This is a genomic window from Neorhizobium sp. 05N33, from assembly GCF_056397445.1.
Map to the genome: position 1 here is coordinate 832,341 of NZ_JBFTNK010000001.1, position 17,416 is coordinate 849,756.

Genomic DNA, 17,416 nt, shown 5'->3' on the forward strand with positions numbered 1-17,416 from the left:
CCGGATACGGTTCAGATCCCGAACGTGTCGCGGAACTTCTCCTGCACCTCAGGCAGCTTCTTGATGCCGTCGGCCGTCGCGATCGACTTCGTCTTGTAGCTGTTGAGCGGACGCATGCCTTCGGCGAGCGGCACGCCGGCCCGCAGCGGATAACGGTAGTCCTTGGCGAAGTATTCGGCGATTTCCGGTCCGAGCAGGAAGTTCTCGAACAAACGTGCGGCATTCGGATGCGGCGCATCCTTCATGATCGCGGTGGCCGAGGGCGGCAGCAGTGCGCCGTCGGTCGGGTAGATGACGCCGATCGGCACCTTCTTGAGGATCGAGTCCGACAGGATCAGCGGCAGCGGCGCCAGTGCCACCTTGCGTTCACCCGAGGCGACAAGGTTATGCCCATCGGCCACCGAACGGCCGATCTGCGGCTTGTTCTTCTCGATCTTGGTGAAAAAATCCCAGCCGTAGAGGTCGTTCATCAGGATCGTCCAGAGCCCGACACTGCCGGAGAAGCTCGGATGGCCGATCGCCACCTGGCCCTTCCATTTCGGATCGGCGAGGTCGGTCCAGTTCTTCGGGGCTTCCGCCTCGGTCACCAGCTTGGTGTTGTAGGCGATGACGAGAGGCGAGACGCCTGATGTAATCCAGTAGTTTTCCTTGTCGGCGAGCGCCCGAAGTTCCGGCACCATGTCCTTGAGGTTTTCCGGTGCGAACTGGGCAAGCGCGCCCTGTTCCTTCAGCTGCAGCATCTGGCCGTCGTCATTGGTCGACATCAGGTCGCCCTGCACGGCTTTTGCCTGCAGTTCCTGCACGAGGCGCTGGAAGATGACCTGGCCGGAGGCGCGCACGACATTGCAGCCGACGCCGGCATATTTCGCCTTGAACAGGCCGCACATGCCGTCGGCGAACTCGGTGGTCGTCTGCGAGACGTACCAGGTGACCGAACCTTCCTTTTTGGCGGCGTCGTAGAGCTGCTTTTCGCCGGCCGTCATTTCAGCCGCGCCGGCAAGACCGGCTGCCAGCAAGAATGCCGGAACCAGGCCGGCCACATAGGTAATGGCATGCTTCATGATCTCTCCTCCCTTTGATCCGGCCCATTGCCGGCAACAAGCTCGACCCTCCCGAGCTCAGAAATTCACGTTTTCCTTCTGCCGCAATCGATCCCGGTGGCGATGTTCCTCATCATTCGCCGGGGATCAGCTGGCGTTCCACCGGGCGCATCAGCGCCAGGAAGTCGCTGAAATATTCGCCCTGGATGACGACATGGTTGCGCATCGCATCGCGGGCGCGGGCGTCGTCGCGGTCCCGGATCGCTGCAAGCACCTCGTCGTGCTCGGACAGCGAACTGTTGACGCGGCCGGGCACCCGCAGCTGCAAGCGCCGATAAGGCTTCAGCCGTCGCTGTAGCGCATGGGCGTTTTCCGCCAGGAAGCCGTTGCCGCTCGCCTCGTAGATCACCCGGTGAAATTCGGCGTTGGCGTAATAATAATCGTCCGAATTGCCGGCCTGTTGGGCGGTGGCGCAGGCAGCCTGCGCCTCTTCGAGCAATTTCAGCTGTTCCGGGCGGATGCGGCGGGCGGCAAGCCGGGCGCACATGGCTTCCAATTCGCCCATTACCTCGAACATCTCGACAAGCTCGGTGATCGTCAGCTGGGTGACGAAGGCGCCGCGATTGGGCACCATTCTGATGAGGCCCATAGTGCTCAGCTGGATCAGCGCCTCGCGCACCGGCGTGCGGGACACCTGATGGCGGGCCGCGAGCCCTGCCTCTTCGAGACGGTCGCCGGGGGAATAAAAGCCGGTGACGATATCCTGCTCGATCGCGTCGCGAACGCTCGGTTTGCCCTGTTTGCCTTTGAGCAGCACATTCATGGGCCTATCCTGCCGATGCGGCCGCGATGTCACGCGGTCCTGCCTGTTGAGTATTACCCTGACGCTGTGCCAGATGGCGCACCGCGGAAACTGCTGCCGTCACGCCGTCGCCTGCCGAGGCCGCCAGATGCGCAACCGAGCGGGCTCGGATGTCTCCGGCCGCGAAAATGCCCGGCACCGAGGTCTGCATGTCGAGATCGACAACGATCCGGCCATCGGCCGCGAGCGTTACCGTGTCGCGGAGGAAAGACGTATTGGGCTCAAGTCCGACATAAACGAAGACCCCATGGCAGGGGAGATCGCTCTCTGCGCCCGTCGAAAGATCGCGGACGGTTATGGCGCTGACGCCGCCTTCGCCGCGGATCGCGGTGGCCACCGTGTTCAGTCTGACTTCGATGTTGGAGGCTTCGTTGGCTTTCGTCTGCAAAGCGGCGCTGGCACGGAGGCGCGAGCCGCGATGAATGACCGTGATGCGGGCAGCATGAGGGACCAGCGCCAGCGCTTCGTCGAGTGCGGAATCTCCGCCGCCGATGATGCAGACTTGCTTGCCGCGCATCAGCGGTCCGTCGCAGGAAGCGCAATGGGAAACGCCCCGACCTTCGAATTCCGCTTCGCCCGGAATGCCGAGCGTCCGCTTGGCGGAGCCAGCCGCTATGATCACCGCGCCCGCCATCAGATCAAGTTCGGCGCCGGCGATGCGGAAGCCGATATCTGTCTTCGAGATGGTCTCGATCGTATCGAGCGCGAATTCGACGCCTGCCTCGTCCGCCTGCATCTGCAGCATCGGGCCGAGTTCGAAACCGGACATGCCTTCGGCAGGTCCCGGGAAATTGTCGATGCGGTCGACATTGATCACCTGGCCGCCGGCGCCGAGCATGTCGACGATCATCGTGCGCGCGCCGTGCCGGGCCGAGGCGATGGCGGCATTAAGCCCCGCCACGCCGGCGCCGATCACCACGATGTCGTAATCGTTCGCGCTCATCGTCAGCGCCAATCGTCGACGGAAACGGTCGTGCGGTAATGCGCGCCGTAAATCTGCCAGTAGCCGTTGGACTCGCCGCCGACGACCACGACATTGATATCCTGCGGGCGGAAGATATGGACAAGTTCGTCCTTGCCCGGCTTCAGCTTGCCGGCCATCGGTTCCTCGCCGAAGGTGGCGCGCGGATAGATGTAATTCTGGACGAGCTGCAGATCCCAGTAACGGCCGGCCGGCATCTGCGCCGTCTCATAGATGAAGTCGAGCAGATCCTGCTTGTTCACGAACCCGCCGCGATCGATGAACTGCCGTGCGCAGATCGGGTCGAGAACGAGGGTCGGCGCGGTGATCGCATCGGTGCCGAGCAGCATGTCGCGCACGTGCTCGCGCCAATATTCCTTGCGCAGGCCAAGGCTGAAGGTCGTGGAACGGCAGCCGTGGAAGATGCTGACGGTGCTCGTCCCGGCGTCGAAACCTTTCTGCACATGCAGCGGCTCCCACGGACTGCGCTCCTCGTTTTCCGCGAAGGTGAGGTTGTTGTAGGTATAATTGTTGCCGAGCGAGCCCATGAAGGTTTCACCGACGACCGAGCCACCCTGCAGGTTCTGCGACAGGAGACCGAAGGCGCGGCCGATCGTGGCATTGGCATGGCTGTAGGGGCCGAGCGCGCCGACGCCGCAGTTCATGCCGATCTCGTTGCGAACAGGCCCGTTGACGACGGCCATGGCCGCTGCCGAAGAGGAGGTCGATCCGCGCGCGGAGACTTGAGCTGCCGCCAATGCCAGGATGACCGGAAAATATTCGGGAGAGGCGCCGGCCATGACGGCGTTCACGGCGACCTTCTCGACCGTGTATTCCCACAGGCCGCGATTGGTGGTCGGCTGCATGTGGCCGACCACCTCGTCCGGCTTGCGGGAGGTCGCCGCCAGCATGTCGGCGACGCGGGCGTCGGTCGGCAGGATGATCGGCAGCTTGTCGGTCCAGCTGTTGCGCAGGAACGTGGCGTGGAGATTGTCTTCCGTGTCCGGTTCAATGAGGCGCGGCGTGCTGCGCTCGAACTGCGCATCCTCGGCGCTCGCCGAAAGGCCAACGGTCAAAGCCTCGATGATTTCCTTCATCACCGGCTTGCCGCTGATCGGATCGGTGCCTTCCACATAGGCGCGCAGTTTTTCCGGCGTCTTGCCCATCACCGGCTGCGGCACGAAGACCAGCGGCTGCTGCGAAAGCCCGCCCATCTTGGCGACGGAGCGAACGACCTTGTCGAATTTCTCGGTGTGGATGGCTGCGGTCGGTACGCCGTATTTGGTTTCCAGCGTGATCGCATGGGTGGTGACGGCCGGTGCGCAGGTGCTGCAATGGCCGACGCCGATGATCGCGGCATGGCCGTTCGCCTTGATCTCTTCCCAGAGCTGCGGGTCATCCTTGGAATAGGTATTCGCCATCTGGCGAATCCGCACGTCCACCGAGGGCATGTTGCGTGCAAACCAGGCCTCGACCTCCTTCAGGAGCTCGACGGAATCGTCAAAGCGGCTGTCGACGAGATAGAGGACCTTGCCGTCGAGGCTTGTCGGGCGGTCAGCCGGCTGCTTGCGGCTGACCTTCGGCGGGTAACCCATCGGATTGTGGACGGTGACGAGCGGCTGAGCGCTGTCCGGCTTTCCCTGTTGCAACATCCCACTTCCTCCCGAAATGTTCCGTGCTCGTATGCAATCATAGTCCACGCGTATACATGAACCGTCAAGTCCCAAAATTGCGATTTGCTATTTTGCGGCGGCGGCTGTGGGCTCGAAAGTTCCGGAAAACTGATTGCGGAGGACATTCTTCTGCACCTTGCCCATCGTGTTGCGGGGCAATTCGGTCATGAATGCCACCTTTTTCGGGCGTTTATAGCCCGCCAGGCGGCCATCGAGCGCCTTGATGACCTCCTGTTCGGTCAGCTGGGCACCTGATTTCAGGACGATCGCGGCAATGATGCCTTCGCCGAAATCCGGATGCTTGACACCGAAAACGGCGCTTTCGGTAACGCCTGGCATGGCGTCGATCTCCATCTCCACCTCTTTCGGGTATACATTGTAGCCGCCGGTGATGATGAGATCCTTGCCCCGGCCGACGATATGGACATAACCGTACTTGTCGATCTTCCCGAGGTCGCCGGTGATGAAGAAGCCGTCCTTGCGGAATTCCGCCGCGGTCTTTTCCGGCATGCGCCAGTAACCCGAAAACACGTTCGGGCCGCGCACCTCGATCATGCCAATCTCCTCGGTGCCGAGGGAGGCGCCTGTTTCGGCGTCAGTGACCCGAACCTGGACCCCCGGCAACGGGAACCCGACCGTGCCGGCGACACGCCGACCGTCATAGGGGTTCGAGGTGTTCATGTTGGTCTCGGTCATGCCGTAGCGCTCGAGGATGGCGTGACCGGTGCGCGCCTGCCATTCCTCGTGGGTTTCGGCCAGAAGCGGCGCCGATCCCGAGACGAACAGGCGCATATGGGCGGTACTGTCCTTGTTGAGCCCCGGATGTTGCAACAGCCGGGTGTAGAAGGTCGGCACGCCCATCAGCACGGTCGCCTTCGGCATCGCCTCCATGATCTTGTTCGGATCGAATTTCGGCTGGAAAATCATCGAGGCGCGCGAGGCGAGCACGACATTGGTGGCAACGAAAAGCCCGTGCGTGTGGAAGATCGGCAGTGCGTGGATCAGCACGTCCTTGTCCGTGAAGCGCCAGCTTTCGACCAGCGACGTCGCGTTCGACAGGAGGTTGTCGTGGCTGAGCATGGCGCCCTTGGAACGCCCCGTCGTGCCGGACGTATAGAGGATCGCGGCGATATCCGCTCCGCCCCGCTCTGAGGTCTCGGTTATCGGCGTGGCGACGGCGGCGGCATCGGTCAATGTCCCCTTGCCTGCCGGGTCGAGCGTCAGGACTTTGGCGCCGGTCGCCTTGGCGATCGGCTGCAGCGCCTCGAATTTCGAGGGATCGCAGACGAAGACCGAGGGCTCGGCGTCGGTGAGGAAATATTCGATTTCCGCCGGCGTATAGGCGATGTTGAGCGGCAGGTAGATGCCCCCTGCCCTGACTGTCGCCAGATAGAGCGCCAATGCCGCGACCGACTTTTCTGCTTGGACGGCGACCCGGTCGCCCGGTTGCAGGCCGGCTTCGAGAAGGGCTCCGGCAAGCCGCGCGCAGTGATCGGCGAAGGCGCGGTAGCTCATGGCGCCGACCGTCTCGTCCGTCAGGAGCAGCCGATCCTCCCGGTCGAGCCCGCCGAGCAGCGCGTCGTAGAGATTACCAGCCATCAAAACACCTCCTGGGAAACCGGTTGGGCCAGTTTTCGCAGCGCCGGCGTCGCCGCGATATGGCCGTTTTCGGCATAAGCTTCATGATTTTTCTCGATCTCGCCGAGCCGGTAGCGATAGTTGACCATCAGGCCGTAGGACTGGCGCATGCCCTTCGGCGAACGGTCGCCGAGGAAGTTGAGCCGCTCGGCCTGTGCGCCGTTGCCGAGGTGGAATCGCGCGACCGGATCGACAGGCCGACCGTTGCCGCGCCGGACGTTCAGCAGGTAATGTGCGCCGAGCGGCAGCATGGCGCGCTGGATCTGGTCGAGTTCGCGCTCGCCGGCCGATGCCCAATCTCCTTCGAGCCGTGCCACGAGACGCTGTTTTTCCTCTACGATCTCCGCGCTGTCGGTGGCGCGGCTCTCGCCGCGCAGCCAGGCGCCGAAGCCCGGTATGGGAGAGAGCGTCACGAAATTCTCAAGCCGCGGCAGGTCGCGCTTCAGGTCGTTCACCACCTGCTTGATGAGGAAGTTGCCGAGCGAAATGCCAGCCAAGCCGCGCTGGCAGTTGGAAATCGAATAAAAGACGGCCGTCGTCGCCTGCTGCACTTCCAGCGGCTGGCGATCACGGGCGAGGAGCGCGTCGACCGAGGCCGGCAGATGGTCGGTCAGCGCCACCTCGACGAAGATCAGCGGCTCGTCTTCCAATTGCGGGTGAAAGAAGCCGAAGCAACGGCGGTCGGCCGGCGCCAGCCGTCGGCGCAGATCGTCCCAGCCGTCGATATCGTGCACAGCCTCGTAGCGGATCAGCGCCTCCAGGATATTGGCGGGCGTGGTCCAGTCGATCGATCGCAACATCAGGAAACCCCGGTTGAACCATGAGGAGAAGAGATGGCAGAAATCGAGGTCGACCGGCTGCAGCGCCGGTTCCTTGGCCAACATGTCCATCAGGTGTTCGCGCATTTCGACCAGCGTTGCGGTGCCGCGCTTGGCGAAATTGATGCGGCGGAAAAGCTCTTGCCGCCGCGGCTCCGCCGCCTCGTGCAGCCTCGCGATATTCTCTGCGCTTGGCTCGGCGTTATAGGCCGCCGCCGCGGCATCCAGGATCGTGCGATCCGGGCCGAAATGGTCCAGCAGCGCGCGCATGAAGGCATCGCGGTCCGGGACGCTTGCCTGGCGGTAGGCTTCGAGGAAGGCTTCGGCAAGAATGGCGCCGGAGACTTCGCCGCGGCGCGACAGGATCATCTCGGCAAGGCCGGTGAGGTCGCGGTTCTGCACCGGCGGCGACGAAAGGCCGAACAAGGCCCGGCCGCGGCCGGACAAAGACTGGATCAGCTCGCCGATAAACGGAGGAGCATCCCACCAGCCGAAAACCGGATCCCTGCTGCTCATCTTTTTTCTCCTACCCCTTCATTGCATACAACAGATGGGTGATCGTATGCAAGCGAAGGTGCAAGGCTGGCGCCTGTCGCGCTATTCCATCGCGAGGATCATGTTGCGGACGACGGGATAGATTTCCTTCTCCCAGCGGCGGCCGCTGAAGACGCCATAGTGCCCGACATTGGCCTGCAGATGATGGCGGCGCAGATGCGGGCGCAGCGAATGACAGAGGTCGTGGGCTGCAGACGTCTGGCCGAGCCCGCAGATATCATCGCGGCCGCCTTCGACGGTCAGCAGTGCCGTGGCGCGGATATGGTTCGGGTCTACCTTGCGGCCATGGTGGGTGTAGTTGCCGCTCGCCAGCTCCGCCCTCTGGAACACCCGGTCGATGGTCTCGATGTAGAATTCCTCGGTCATGTCGAGCACGGCGAAATATTCGTCGTAGAAATGCTTGATCTTGTCCGCCTCGGCGGTCTCACCCTTGGCTAGGTGGCGGTAGAGCTTGCGATGTGCCTCGACATGGCGCTCCATGTTCATGCTCATGAAGGCGACGAGCTGCAGGAAACCGGGATAAACGCGCCGGCCGCTGCCCGGAAAACCCATGGGTACCCCGGTGATCAGTTCGCTCTTGAACCACGACAGCGGCTTCGAGACCGCAAGTTCGTTGACCTTGGTCGGGCTCTCGCGGGTATCGACCGGTCCGGCCATCAGCGTCATGGTGCGCGGGGTCGCAGGGTTCTTCGCCTCCGACATCACCGCGACGGCAACGAGCGCCTGGACGCAGGGCTGGCAGACGGCGAGGATATGCCCGCGCGGACCAATTTCTTCCAGGAAGTGGATAACATAATCGACATAGTCGTCCATGCCGAAGCGGCCGGCGGATGTAGAGACGTCCCGCGCATTGGCCCAATCGGTGACGTAGACGTCATGGTCCTTCAGCAGCGTCTGGACGGTGCCGCGCAGCAGCGTCGCAAAATGGCCGGAGAGCGGCGCGACCACCAGCACCCGCGGGCGCGGCGTATCGACATCGGCCACAAAATGCAGGAGCCGGCCGAAGGGCAGGTCGAGCGTCGTCTCGACTGATATCGGCACGTCGCGATTGCCGATCGTCACCGAGGTGATCTCGAATTCCGGCCGCTCGTGGGTGATCTTGAAGCGGGACATTAGTTCGAGTGCTGCGGCGGCATGCCGGCCCATTTCGGTGCCGGCGCCGAAGAACAGGGCCGAAGACATCAGTTGCAGGCGTCGGGCCATATCCCGCATCGGGGCGAGGAGGTCGTCCTGGAATTGATAGGCCTGATAGAGCATGAACATGACCCCGCGCGCCGCTAAAATGCGGCAGTGCAAAAATGCTAGTGCAATATGTCTCGCGATGCGAGAAGATTGTCACCGGACGCATGATTGTCCGGCAAGGATTGAAACTGATGACGCAGGCGGCACTCACGATCTCCTCGAAAAACTATTCCTCCTGGTCGCTGCGCGGATGGCTCCTCTGCCGCATGGCGGGCCTCGATTTCGAGGAAATGCTGGTCGAGATGAACGACGATGCGCGCCAGGAACTGCTGCTGTTGTCGCCCTCCGTGCTGGTGCCGCGGCTGACCCATGATGGCGTCAACGTCTGGGATACGCTGGCGATTGCCGAATATCTGAACGAAATCACGCCGGATGCCGGTCTCTGGCCGGCCGACATCGCCGACCGCGCCCGTTGTCGTGCGGTCTCCGGGGAAATGCATTCCGGCTTTCACAATCTTCGCTCGGCCCTGCCGATGAACCTCAAGGCCCGGCACGAACGCTTCAAAATCTTTTCCGGCGCCCGGCCGGATGTGGAACGGGTCAAGACGATCTGGGCCGAGTGCCTGGAAGCGAGCGGTGGCCCGTGGCTTTTCGGCGAAAAGCCGACGGTGGCGGATGCCATGTATGCGCCCGTCTGCAGTCGCTTCCGCACCTATGCGGTCGAGCTTGAACCGAAGCTTGCGGCCTACGCCGACACTGTCCTCGCCTGGCCGCTGATGCTCGAATGGACCGAAGGGGCGCTTGCGGAACCGGACGAAATCGTCGAGTTGGAAGTGGAATTCTAGACCGCGAAAGACATATCAGGACATTATGAGCTCGAAACCTTACGATCCCAGCGAAGACGGCGCGGAAATGTCTTTTCGCGAGAAGATGTCCTATTCCGATTACCTGCATCTCGAAAAGGTGCTCGACGCGCAAGAGCCGATCTCGGCGGCGCATGACGAACTGCTGTTCATCATCCAGCACCAGACATCCGAATTGTGGATGAAGCTTGCGATCCACGAGATCACCTCGGCGATCGAGGCCATCCGCAACGATGATCCGCAGCCGGCCTTCAAGATGCTCACCCGCGTCGCCCGGATTTTCGAACAGCTCAACAATGCCTGGGACGTGCTGCGCACCATGACGCCCAGCGAATATACGGAGTTCCGCGCCTCGCTCGGCCAGTCTTCCGGTTTCCAGTCCTATCAGTATCGGGCGATCGAGTTCCTCGCAGGCAACCGCAACGTGGCGATGCTCGGGCCGCATGCGCATCGGCCCGATATCATCGAGAAGCTGGAGGGCATCCTTGCCCACCCGAGCCTTTACGACGAGGCGCTGATGCTGCTTTCCCGGCGCGGCTTCGATATCGGCGAAGACGCCGCCAGAACCGACTGGCGCACAAAACGACCTGAGAACGAGCAGGTGCTGGAGGCCTGGAAACAGGTCTATAGTGCGCCCGGCACCTATTGGGAGCTTTACGAACTCGCCGAAAAGCTGGTCGACTTCGAGGACTATTTCCGCCGCTGGCGATTCAATCACGTCACCACGGTGGAACGGGTGATCGGCTTCAAGCGTGGCACCGGCGGCACGTCGGGAACGTCGTATCTGAAGAAGATGCTGGAGGTCGAGCTGTTTCCCGAACTCTGGCGGGTGCGCACCGTTCTGTAAGCCGAGTGAAGCTGCCGGTTGGTGATCTTCTCGAGCGGGGTTATGCTGGCTCAAACGCGAGGAGCCGATGCGCGCGAAGGGACGAAACGGATTTCGGATGTTTCGATGCGGCATGGCCGGCGTGCAGGCGGTCGTGGCCCGCTCCGACCACCATTTTGCCCGTCACACCCATGACCAGTACGGCATCGGCGTGATCGAGAGCGGCGCCCAGAAGTCCGCAAGTGGACGCGGTCCGGTGGAGGCCGGACCGGGCGATGTCATCACCGTCAACCCCGGCGAAGTGCATGACGGCGCGCCGATCGGCGATGAAGGGCGTTTCTGGCAGATGCTCTATTTCGATCCGGATGTGATCGTCCGTGCCGTCGCCGATATCCGCCAGGGCAGGCCCGGCGATTTCGAATTTGCCGATCCGGTGCTGCGGCAACCGCCGCAGGCCAAGACGATGCGGCAGCTGTTCACGGCGATGACCGCCGAGGAAGCCGGCGCCGAACTCCGCCGCCAGGAATTGCTGCTGACGCTGCTGGCCGAGGTGATGCGGGACGCACCGGAGCCGAAACCGGTACCGCAAGCGATCCGGGCAGTGCGCCAGCGCATTGATGAGGATCCGGCCAAAGCGGTCAGCCTTGCTGATCTGGCGGACCTTGCCGGCCTTAGCCAATTCCAGTTCCTGCGGGCTTTCGACAGGGTGATGGGGCTTACCCCGCATGCCTACCTGATCCAGCGGCGCATCCAGCTGACGCGAAAACTGATCGCCGGCGGCACGGGACTTGCTGAGGCGGCGCTGGGCAGCGGCTTTGCAGATCAGAGCCACATGACCCGCATCTTCACCCGCAGTTTCGGGATTTCCCCACGCCTCTACGCGGTTGCGGTGCGTTGATCGCAGCTTTCGCGGAGGAAGGCGGATGACGCTTGTCCTCCGTCGCGGGAATGTTAGGCTTTGCCTTCGGATATCCATCTGACACCGGGAGGGCTCAGACAATGGCCGCATGCTTCAGATACATCGTCAACGACGTAAAGTCAGCGATCGATTTCTACACTGCACACCTTGGCTTCAAGCTCGAGATGCACCCTGCCCCGCCTTTCGCGGAAATCTCGCGTGGCGACATGCATCTCTATCTCTCCCAGCCGAACCCGCGGGGTGGCGGCGGTGCGCCGATGCCGTCCGGAGAGCAGCAGGCACCCGGCGGGTGGAACCGCATTCATCTGACCGTCGACGACCTGGATGGGATGGTCGAACGGCTGAAACTGGCCGGCTGCGGCTTCCGCAACGAGATCATCCAGGGAACGGGCGGCAAGCAGATTTTACTGGAGGATCCGTCCGGAAACCTGATCGAACTGTTCGAGCCGAACACGCCCGCTTATCGCGCGCCCGGCTCAGGCACGAAGACCGCCGGCGGTTGACCGGCGGTCGATGAACTCAGGACAGCGCCAGATCGAAGACGTGGTGGTGGATGCGGCCGTCGAACATGTCCAGGAGCCCCTTGGTCATGTCCCGGCTCTCGTAGCGCACCGGCGATTCCAGGGCCGCAGCCAGCGCCTCGCGGCTTTCGTACATGGTCGACAGCACCATCGGGTAGGACGGTGCACCTTCGTCGCGCTCGATATTGTAGAGCACGCGCACTTCCCTGATGCCCGGAAAAGCCAGCCACATCGGCATCAGCTTCTCGGCCACATAGGTCTTGAACGCCTCTTCCTGGCCGGCATGGATCATGCCTTCGAAAAAGGCCTGACGGATGATCATCTTGTTTCTCCGGCTCACTTTTGCGCTGCGCAATTCCGAACGGAAATCCGCTTCACACTTTTCCTGGAATTGCTCAATTGACGGTGGTCGGCGGCTTTTCGCCGGCAAAATGGGCGGCGATATTGGCAAGCACCAGCTCACCCATGGCGACGCGGGTCTCGACCGTGGCGCTGCCCTGATGCGGCATCAGCACGGTGTTCGGCGCGGTGAAGAAGTCTTCGCGGATGCGCGGTTCGTCGAGATAGACGTCAAGCCCGGCGGCGGCGATCGTGCCGTCGTTGAGGGCCGCAAGCAGCGCGTCCTCATCGACGACGCTGCCGCGGGCGATATTGATCAGGATACCTTTCGGTCCGAGCGCCTTCAGAACCTCGGCATTGACGATGTCCTTCGTCTGCGCATTCGCGGCAACGATGACGCACAGCACGTCGCTGTCCTCTGCCAGTGCCACCGGCGAGGCGCAGGACTTCCAGGTCGTGTCCTTGACCGGCGAGCGGTTCCAGAAGCGCACGTCCATGCCGAAGGCTTCGGCGCGGCGGCCGAAGGCCTTGCCGATCTGGCCGAGGCCGAGGATGCCGACACGCTTGCCCTTCGGGCTGTTGCCGAGTGGGAAGCTCTGGTTGCCCCACTTGCCGGCCCGCACGAATGCGTCGCCCTTGGCGACATGGCGCAGCACGCCGAGCATCAGCGCGATGCCCATGTCGGCGACATCATCAGTCAAAACGCCGGGCGTGGTGGTGACGTCGATATTGCGGCTCCGTGTGAATTTGAGGTCGACCTTGTCGGTGCCGACGCCGTTGATGGCGATGACGCCAAGCGAGGGCAGCTTCTCGATCCACTCATTGGAAAGGCCGGTGCCGCCGCCGGTCGCGACGGCGCGGATGTTCGGCAACGCTGCTTCCAGCGTTGCCTTCTGCGCCGGGTCATACAGCCGATGCACGGTATAGGCTGCGTCGAGCTGGTCCTCGATGAACTGCATCATCGGTTCTACAAGCAGGATGTCTGGTTTCACGTCCGGAACTCCTTCATTTCAATGGATGGCAGCGGTCTCAGGAGATCTGTCCGAGGAAGATCTTCAGGCGCTCGTTCTTGGGATTGCCGAAGAATTCTTCCGGCGCGGCGGTTTCGAGGATCTCGCCGCGGTCCATGAAGATCACCCGGTCGGCGACCTGCCGGGCAAAACCCATTTCATGGGTGACGCAGAGCATGGTCATGCCCTCTTTCGCAAGGTCGATCATGGTATCCAGCACTTCCTTGACCATTTCCGGGTCGAGCGCCGAGGTCGGCTCGTCGAACAGCATGATCTTCGGGTTCATGCACAGTGCGCGGGCAATCGCGACGCGCTGCTGCTGGCCGCCGGAAAGCTGGGCGGGATATTTTTCCGCCTGTTCGGGAATGCGCACCCGCTCCAGGTATTTGCGGGCGATCTTTTCGGCTTCGACTTTCGAAATGCCCCGCACCTTCATCGGTGCCAGCGTGCAGTTTTCCAGGACGGTCATATGCGGGAAGAGGTTGAACTGCTGGAAGACCATGCCGGTTTCCTGGCGAACGATATCGACGTTCTTGCCGCCGGCGGTGAGGTCATGGCCGTCCACGACGATTCTGCCCTTCTGGATCGTCTCCAGCTGGTTGATGCAGCGGATCAGCGTCGACTTGCCGGAGCCGGAAGGGCCGCAGATGACGATCCGCTCCCCCCGGTTGACCGACAGTTCGACGTCCTTCAGTGCGTGAAAACCGCCATACCATTTGTTGACGCCTTCCATCCTGACGGCGAGTTCGGAAGTTCCTCGCGTGGCCGCGGCCGATGCGTTTGCGTTCACCTCAGTCATTGCGAGGAACTCCCTTTCGATCTCAGTTCTGGGCGTGGTTCTGGTCTTACTTGGCGTTGGCGACGAAGTCCGGCAGCGGAGCGCCGAGCCACTTTTCATGGATCTTGCCGAGTTCGCCATTGGCCTTCACCTTGGCGATGAAGGCGTTGACAGCCGTCAACAACTCGCTCGAACCCTTGCGCACGGCGATGCCCTGAACCTGCTGGCTAAGCTGCAGCTTCTGGGTGAACCGGCCGGGAGCTGCCTTTTCGATCTGGGCGGCGACAACGTTCGAGACGCCGATCAGCTGTACCTGGCCGGACAGCAGGGCCTGAACGGCGCTGGCATCGTCGTCGAAACGCTGGATCTTGGCATCCTTCGGGGCGATCTTGGTGACGCCGGTATCCTGCGTCGAGGCGCGGGCGACGCCGATCGTCTTGCCGGACAGGTCTTCCGGCTTGGAGACCTCGGTCGCCTTGGCGCCAAACACGCCGATCGAAATGCCGGCATAGGGCTGCGAGAAGTCGACGCTCTTGGCGCGCTCTTCGGTGATGCCGAGCGAGGCGACAAGCAGGTCGACCTGATTGCTCTGCAGGTAGGGAATGCGGTTCGGGCCGGTGACCGGAACGATCTGCACCTTCACGCCGAATTCCTTGGCGAGCAGCTTTGCGACGTCGGCGTCATAGCCGTCCGGCTCGTTCGAGGTGTTCATGATCCCGAACGGCGGGAAGTCGACCAGCATGCCGATCTTGACGGTGCCTGCGGATTTGATGCTTTCGACGGTCTGCGCCGATGCGGTGGAGGCGCCTGCGCCCATCATCAGGCCTGCGCCGATAACGGCCATAACCATGCGTCTGGAAAAGTTCATGTTCCTACCCTTTTCTGTTGCACCGGTTTCCTCCCTCCGGCTCGGGTCCCGTCAACGTGCCGTTGCGCGGGAGAATCTGAGTTCCATGCGCCGCGCCAGCACCGAGAGCGGCCAGCAGAGGACGAAATAGACCGCGGCTACCGTACCGAACACCATGAACGGACTGAACGTGGCGTTGTTGATGATCTGGCCCTGGCGGGTGAGTTCGGTAAAACCAATGATCGCCGCAAGCGAGGTGCCCTTGATCAGCTGCACCAGGAAGCCGACCGTCGGCGCCACCGCGATCTTCGAGGCCTGCGGCAGGACGATGTAGCGCATCCGGTTATAGTAGCGCAGGCCGAGCGCGGTCGCGGCCTCCCGCTGGCCCGGCGGCACCGCCTCGATGCAGCCGCGCCAGATTTCGCCGAGGAAGGCGCTCGCATGCAGGGTGAGTGCGACGGTTGCGGCAAGCCACGGATTGATGGCAAAACCGAGGATGTTCATGCCGAAGAACACCAGGAAGAGCTGCATCAAGAGCGGCGTTCCCTGGAAGACGCGAATGAAGCCGGTGGCGATCAGCCGCGGCCATTTCGCATCCGAGACGCGCATGAGCGCGATCAGCAAGCCACCGATGCCGCCGCCAGCAAAGGCGATCGCCGACAGCGCGATGGTCCACTGCGCCGCAAGCACGATGATCCAGAATTCGTTGATGCCGAAAGGTCTGATCAATGGCATGGCCAGGCTCCTATCGGCTCAACGGATATTTGAAGGCGGCCTTCTCGATCGCCGAGAAGATCGTCGAGAAACCGACCGACATGACGAGATACATCACCGTGATGACGATATAGACCTCGAAGCTCGCGAAGGTCTGCGACTGCAGATTGTTGCCGGCGGCGGCAAGGTCGTCGGCCGAGATTGCCGAGACGACGCTGGAGGTCAGCATCAAATAGATGAACTGGCTGGTCAGCGACGGATAGACGGTGCGCAGCGCCGGTTTCATGATGATGTAGCGGAAGATCTGCAGCTTCGAGAGGCCGAGCGCGGTGCCGGCCTCGATCTGCCCCTTCTGGATCGACTCGATGCCGGCGCGGATGATTTCCGTGCCGTAGGCGCCGAAATTGACGACCAGCGCCACCAACGCCGCGCTGTTCGGCGTCAGAAAGATCCCGAGCGACGGCAGGCCGAAGAAGATGAAGAAGATCTGCACCAGGAACGGCGTGTTGCGGATGATTTCGATATAGGCATCAATGATCCAGCGCAGCGGCGCGATGCCGGACGTCTTGCCGGCAGCGCAGGCAATCGAGACGATCAGACCGATGATCATCGCCGCCACCGAAAGCTGGATCGTCAGCCAGGCGCCGAGCAGAAGCTGGTCGAAACCCGCAAATACGGGCTCGAAATTGAAATTGTACAACTTGGGACCTCCCCAATGATGTCGAAAGGGCGCCACTCCTCTGCGGCGTCTGTTCATTTAGATCGATCTAAAAGCTTTCAGTCCGGACGTCAACCGAAAGCTAACGGGATTGTTGCAAAGCCGAAATGGCGACCGGCCCGCAGGATTGACGGATATGCAAAACCGTTTCGTTCACAACCCTGCGGGGTGGGCGGATGGGATCGGCCAACCGGTCGAGGAGAAGCCGGGCCGCATTCCCGCCGATTGTCACCGGTCCGGTGGAAACGGACGTGAGCCTCGGCCGCATCGCCTCCGCGTCGGTCACGTCGTCGAAGCCGATCAGCGAAAAATTCTCGCCGACCTTCAGGCCCCGGTCGTAGAGACCGGCGGAAAGGCCGAGCGCGATCACGTCGTTGAAGCAGATCACCGCCGTCGGCTGTTCGCCCTCGCCGAAGAGGAGATGCGCGGCATCGGCGATCTCGCCGATCTGGATCGGCAGACCGACGATCATGTTCGGATCGAGCCCGCGCGATTGCATGGCATCGCAAAACCCCTCGACGCGCTCGCGATAGGCGGAATGGATCGGCCCGTGGACGGCAAAAGCGATCGTCCGGTGGCCGAGCGATGCCAGATAATCCACCGCCTGGCGCATGCCCGCCGCATAATCGGAACCGGCATAATCGACTTCCTCGGAGATCTGGCGGAGCACCTGCACCAGGGGCAGATCCCAGTCGGCGAGCTGGTGAAGGAACGCAGGTTCGGTGCCGGCCGCCGGGCAGACGATGACGCCATCGACGCCGTGCTCGCGCATCCGCCGCATCACCATGTCCTGGCGTTCGACGAGATCGCCGCTATTGGCGAGGATCACCACCATGCCGGCCGAATCGATCACCGCCTCGATGCCGGACAGCAGTTCGGCGAAAAACGGGTTCGTCAGATTGGGCACGATGACGCCGACGGTGTGGCTGCGCTCGGCCCTGAGCCGGGCGGCCCCCATGTTATAGACATAGCCGAGCTCGCGCATCGCCCGCTCGACACGCGCCCGCGTATCAGCACCGACCAGCGGGCTCTTGCGGATGACGAGCGAGGCGGTGGCGCGGGACACATTGGCGCGCCGCGCCACGTCGAGAAGCGTCACCCGGCTTTTCTTTTTGTCTTCGAATGGCATGGATGTCATTTAGCAGAGGTGAA

18 protein-coding genes are annotated in these 17,416 nt (G+C 62.4%); 4 read left to right on the top strand and 14 right to left on the bottom strand.

Annotation, left to right across the window (positions count from 1 at the left end; all coding sequences use genetic code 11):
- Nucleotides 1-11: 11 nt before the first annotated feature.
- From AC1DLT_RS03850 to AC1DLT_RS03880, 7 genes are all read right to left on the bottom strand, one after another.
- Entirely contained in the window at nt 12-1,061 is a 1,050-nt protein-coding gene (locus AC1DLT_RS03850; protein WP_051900239.1) for an ABC transporter substrate-binding protein, read from the bottom strand.
- Between the two features lie 112 nt (nt 1,062-1,173).
- Complete coding sequence (locus tag AC1DLT_RS03855; RefSeq protein WP_477485929.1) at nt 1,174-1,863, bottom strand: GntR family transcriptional regulator; 690 nt, start codon at nt 1,861-1,863, stop codon at nt 1,174-1,176.
- 4 nt (nt 1,864-1,867) lie between these two features.
- The gene (locus AC1DLT_RS03860) at nt 1,868-2,845 is read right to left on the bottom strand and encodes an NAD(P)/FAD-dependent oxidoreductase (protein ID WP_477485930.1); all 978 of its coding nucleotides are present in this window, start codon (nt 2,843-2,845) and stop codon (nt 1,868-1,870) included.
- A 2-nt stretch (nt 2,846-2,847) separates the two neighbouring features.
- On the bottom strand, nt 2,848-4,515 hold the full coding sequence (locus tag AC1DLT_RS03865) for a UGSC family (seleno)protein (protein WP_477485931.1): 1,668 nt from the start codon (nt 4,513-4,515) through the stop codon (nt 2,848-2,850).
- A gap of 87 nt (nt 4,516-4,602) precedes the next feature.
- Complete coding sequence (locus tag AC1DLT_RS03870) at nt 4,603-6,135, bottom strand: malonate--CoA ligase (protein ID WP_477485932.1); 1,533 nt, start codon at nt 6,133-6,135, stop codon at nt 4,603-4,605.
- The gene (locus tag AC1DLT_RS03875) at nt 6,135-7,508 is read right to left on the bottom strand and encodes a malonyl-CoA decarboxylase (RefSeq protein ID WP_477485933.1); all 1,374 of its coding nucleotides are present in this window, start codon (nt 7,506-7,508) and stop codon (nt 6,135-6,137) included. Before AC1DLT_RS03875 ends, AC1DLT_RS03870 begins: the two co-directional genes overlap by 1 nt.
- Nucleotides 7,509-7,589: 81 nt before the next feature.
- Entirely contained in the window at nt 7,590-8,804 is a 1,215-nt protein-coding gene (locus AC1DLT_RS03880) for a polyhydroxyalkanoate depolymerase (protein WP_477485994.1), read from the bottom strand.
- Nucleotides 8,805-8,920: 116 nt separating this feature from the next.
- Between AC1DLT_RS03880 and AC1DLT_RS03885 the strand changes: the two genes are divergently transcribed.
- The 4 genes from AC1DLT_RS03885 (at nt 8,921) to AC1DLT_RS03900 (ending at nt 11,840) form a co-directional block, all read left to right on the top strand.
- Nucleotides 8,921-9,574 carry a glutathione S-transferase gene (locus AC1DLT_RS03885; RefSeq protein WP_247034686.1) on the top strand — a complete coding sequence of 218 codons (654 nt, stop codon included), beginning with the start codon at nt 8,921-8,923 and terminating at the stop codon, nt 9,572-9,574.
- A gap of 25 nt (nt 9,575-9,599) precedes the next feature.
- Entirely contained in the window at nt 9,600-10,439 is an 840-nt protein-coding gene (gene kynA / locus AC1DLT_RS03890) for a tryptophan 2,3-dioxygenase (protein ID WP_477485934.1), read from the top strand.
- A 97-nt stretch (nt 10,440-10,536) separates the two neighbouring features.
- The gene (locus tag AC1DLT_RS03895; protein WP_477485935.1) at nt 10,537-11,316 is read left to right on the top strand and encodes an AraC family transcriptional regulator; all 780 of its coding nucleotides are present in this window, start codon (nt 10,537-10,539) and stop codon (nt 11,314-11,316) included.
- A 101-nt stretch (nt 11,317-11,417) separates the two neighbouring features.
- Complete coding sequence (locus AC1DLT_RS03900; RefSeq protein WP_046599269.1) at nt 11,418-11,840, top strand: VOC family protein; 423 nt, start codon at nt 11,418-11,420, stop codon at nt 11,838-11,840.
- 16 nt (nt 11,841-11,856) lie between these two features.
- Here the strand turns inward: AC1DLT_RS03900 and AC1DLT_RS03905 are convergent, their stop codons facing one another.
- The 7 genes from AC1DLT_RS03905 to AC1DLT_RS03935 form a co-directional block, all read right to left on the bottom strand.
- Nucleotides 11,857-12,180, bottom strand: a complete 324-nt coding sequence (locus AC1DLT_RS03905) for a hypothetical protein (protein WP_477485936.1) — start codon at nt 12,178-12,180, stop codon at nt 11,857-11,859.
- 73 nt (nt 12,181-12,253) lie between these two features.
- Nucleotides 12,254-13,159 (bottom strand): 2-hydroxyacid dehydrogenase, encoded by a 906-nt coding sequence (locus tag AC1DLT_RS03910; protein ID WP_477485995.1) that lies wholly within the window; start codon nt 13,157-13,159, stop codon nt 12,254-12,256.
- A 67-nt stretch (nt 13,160-13,226) separates the two neighbouring features.
- Nucleotides 13,227-13,940, bottom strand: coding sequence for an amino acid ABC transporter ATP-binding protein (locus AC1DLT_RS03915; RefSeq protein WP_477485996.1), 714 nt, complete (start codon nt 13,938-13,940; stop codon nt 13,227-13,229).
- A gap of 112 nt (nt 13,941-14,052) precedes the next feature.
- The gene (locus AC1DLT_RS03920) at nt 14,053-14,853 is read right to left on the bottom strand and encodes a transporter substrate-binding domain-containing protein (protein WP_477485937.1); all 801 of its coding nucleotides are present in this window, start codon (nt 14,851-14,853) and stop codon (nt 14,053-14,055) included.
- A gap of 51 nt (nt 14,854-14,904) precedes the next feature.
- The gene (locus AC1DLT_RS03925; protein ID WP_080952390.1) at nt 14,905-15,561 is read right to left on the bottom strand and encodes an amino acid ABC transporter permease; all 657 of its coding nucleotides are present in this window, start codon (nt 15,559-15,561) and stop codon (nt 14,905-14,907) included.
- 16 nt (nt 15,562-15,577) lie between these two features.
- Nucleotides 15,578-16,246 carry an amino acid ABC transporter permease gene (locus AC1DLT_RS03930; protein WP_477485938.1) on the bottom strand — a complete coding sequence of 223 codons (669 nt, stop codon included), beginning with the start codon at nt 16,244-16,246 and terminating at the stop codon, nt 15,578-15,580.
- A gap of 100 nt (nt 16,247-16,346) precedes the next feature.
- Nucleotides 16,347-17,393 (bottom strand): LacI family DNA-binding transcriptional regulator, encoded by a 1,047-nt coding sequence (locus AC1DLT_RS03935; protein WP_477485939.1) that lies wholly within the window; start codon nt 17,391-17,393, stop codon nt 16,347-16,349.
- Nucleotides 17,394-17,416: the final 23 nt, after the last annotated feature.

Coding starts and splice junctions, on each gene's coding strand:
- AC1DLT_RS03850 (WP_051900239.1), bottom strand. CDS start 1,061: ATGAAGCATGCCATTACCTATGTGGCCGGCCTGGTTCCGGCATTCTTG.
- AC1DLT_RS03855 (WP_477485929.1), bottom strand. CDS start 1,863: ATGAATGTGCTGCTCAAAGGCAAACAGGGCAAACCGAGCGTTCGCGAC.
- AC1DLT_RS03860 (WP_477485930.1), bottom strand. CDS start 2,845: ATGAGCGCGAACGATTACGACATCGTGGTGATCGGCGCCGGCGTGGCG.
- AC1DLT_RS03865 (WP_477485931.1), bottom strand. CDS start 4,515: ATGTTGCAACAGGGAAAGCCGGACAGCGCTCAGCCGCTCGTCACCGTC.
- AC1DLT_RS03870 (WP_477485932.1), bottom strand. CDS start 6,135: ATGGCTGGTAATCTCTACGACGCGCTGCTCGGCGGGCTCGACCGGGAG.
- AC1DLT_RS03875 (WP_477485933.1), bottom strand. CDS start 7,508: ATGAGCAGCAGGGATCCGGTTTTCGGCTGGTGGGATGCTCCTCCGTTT.
- AC1DLT_RS03880 (WP_477485994.1), bottom strand. CDS start 8,804: ATGCTCTATCAGGCCTATCAATTCCAGGACGACCTCCTCGCCCCGATG.
- AC1DLT_RS03885 (WP_247034686.1), top strand. CDS start 8,921: ATGACGCAGGCGGCACTCACGATCTCCTCGAAAAACTATTCCTCCTGG.
- kynA (WP_477485934.1), top strand. CDS start 9,600: ATGAGCTCGAAACCTTACGATCCCAGCGAAGACGGCGCGGAAATGTCT.
- AC1DLT_RS03895 (WP_477485935.1), top strand. CDS start 10,537: ATGTTTCGATGCGGCATGGCCGGCGTGCAGGCGGTCGTGGCCCGCTCC.
- AC1DLT_RS03900 (WP_046599269.1), top strand. CDS start 11,418: ATGGCCGCATGCTTCAGATACATCGTCAACGACGTAAAGTCAGCGATC.
- AC1DLT_RS03905 (WP_477485936.1), bottom strand. CDS start 12,180: ATGATCATCCGTCAGGCCTTTTTCGAAGGCATGATCCATGCCGGCCAG.
- AC1DLT_RS03910 (WP_477485995.1), bottom strand. CDS start 13,159: ATGATGCAGTTCATCGAGGACCAGCTCGACGCAGCCTATACCGTGCAT.
- AC1DLT_RS03915 (WP_477485996.1), bottom strand. CDS start 13,940: ATGGAAGGCGTCAACAAATGGTATGGCGGTTTTCACGCACTGAAGGAC.
- AC1DLT_RS03920 (WP_477485937.1), bottom strand. CDS start 14,853: ATGAACTTTTCCAGACGCATGGTTATGGCCGTTATCGGCGCAGGCCTG.
- AC1DLT_RS03935 (WP_477485939.1), bottom strand. CDS start 17,393: ATGCCATTCGAAGACAAAAAGAAAAGCCGGGTGACGCTTCTCGACGTG.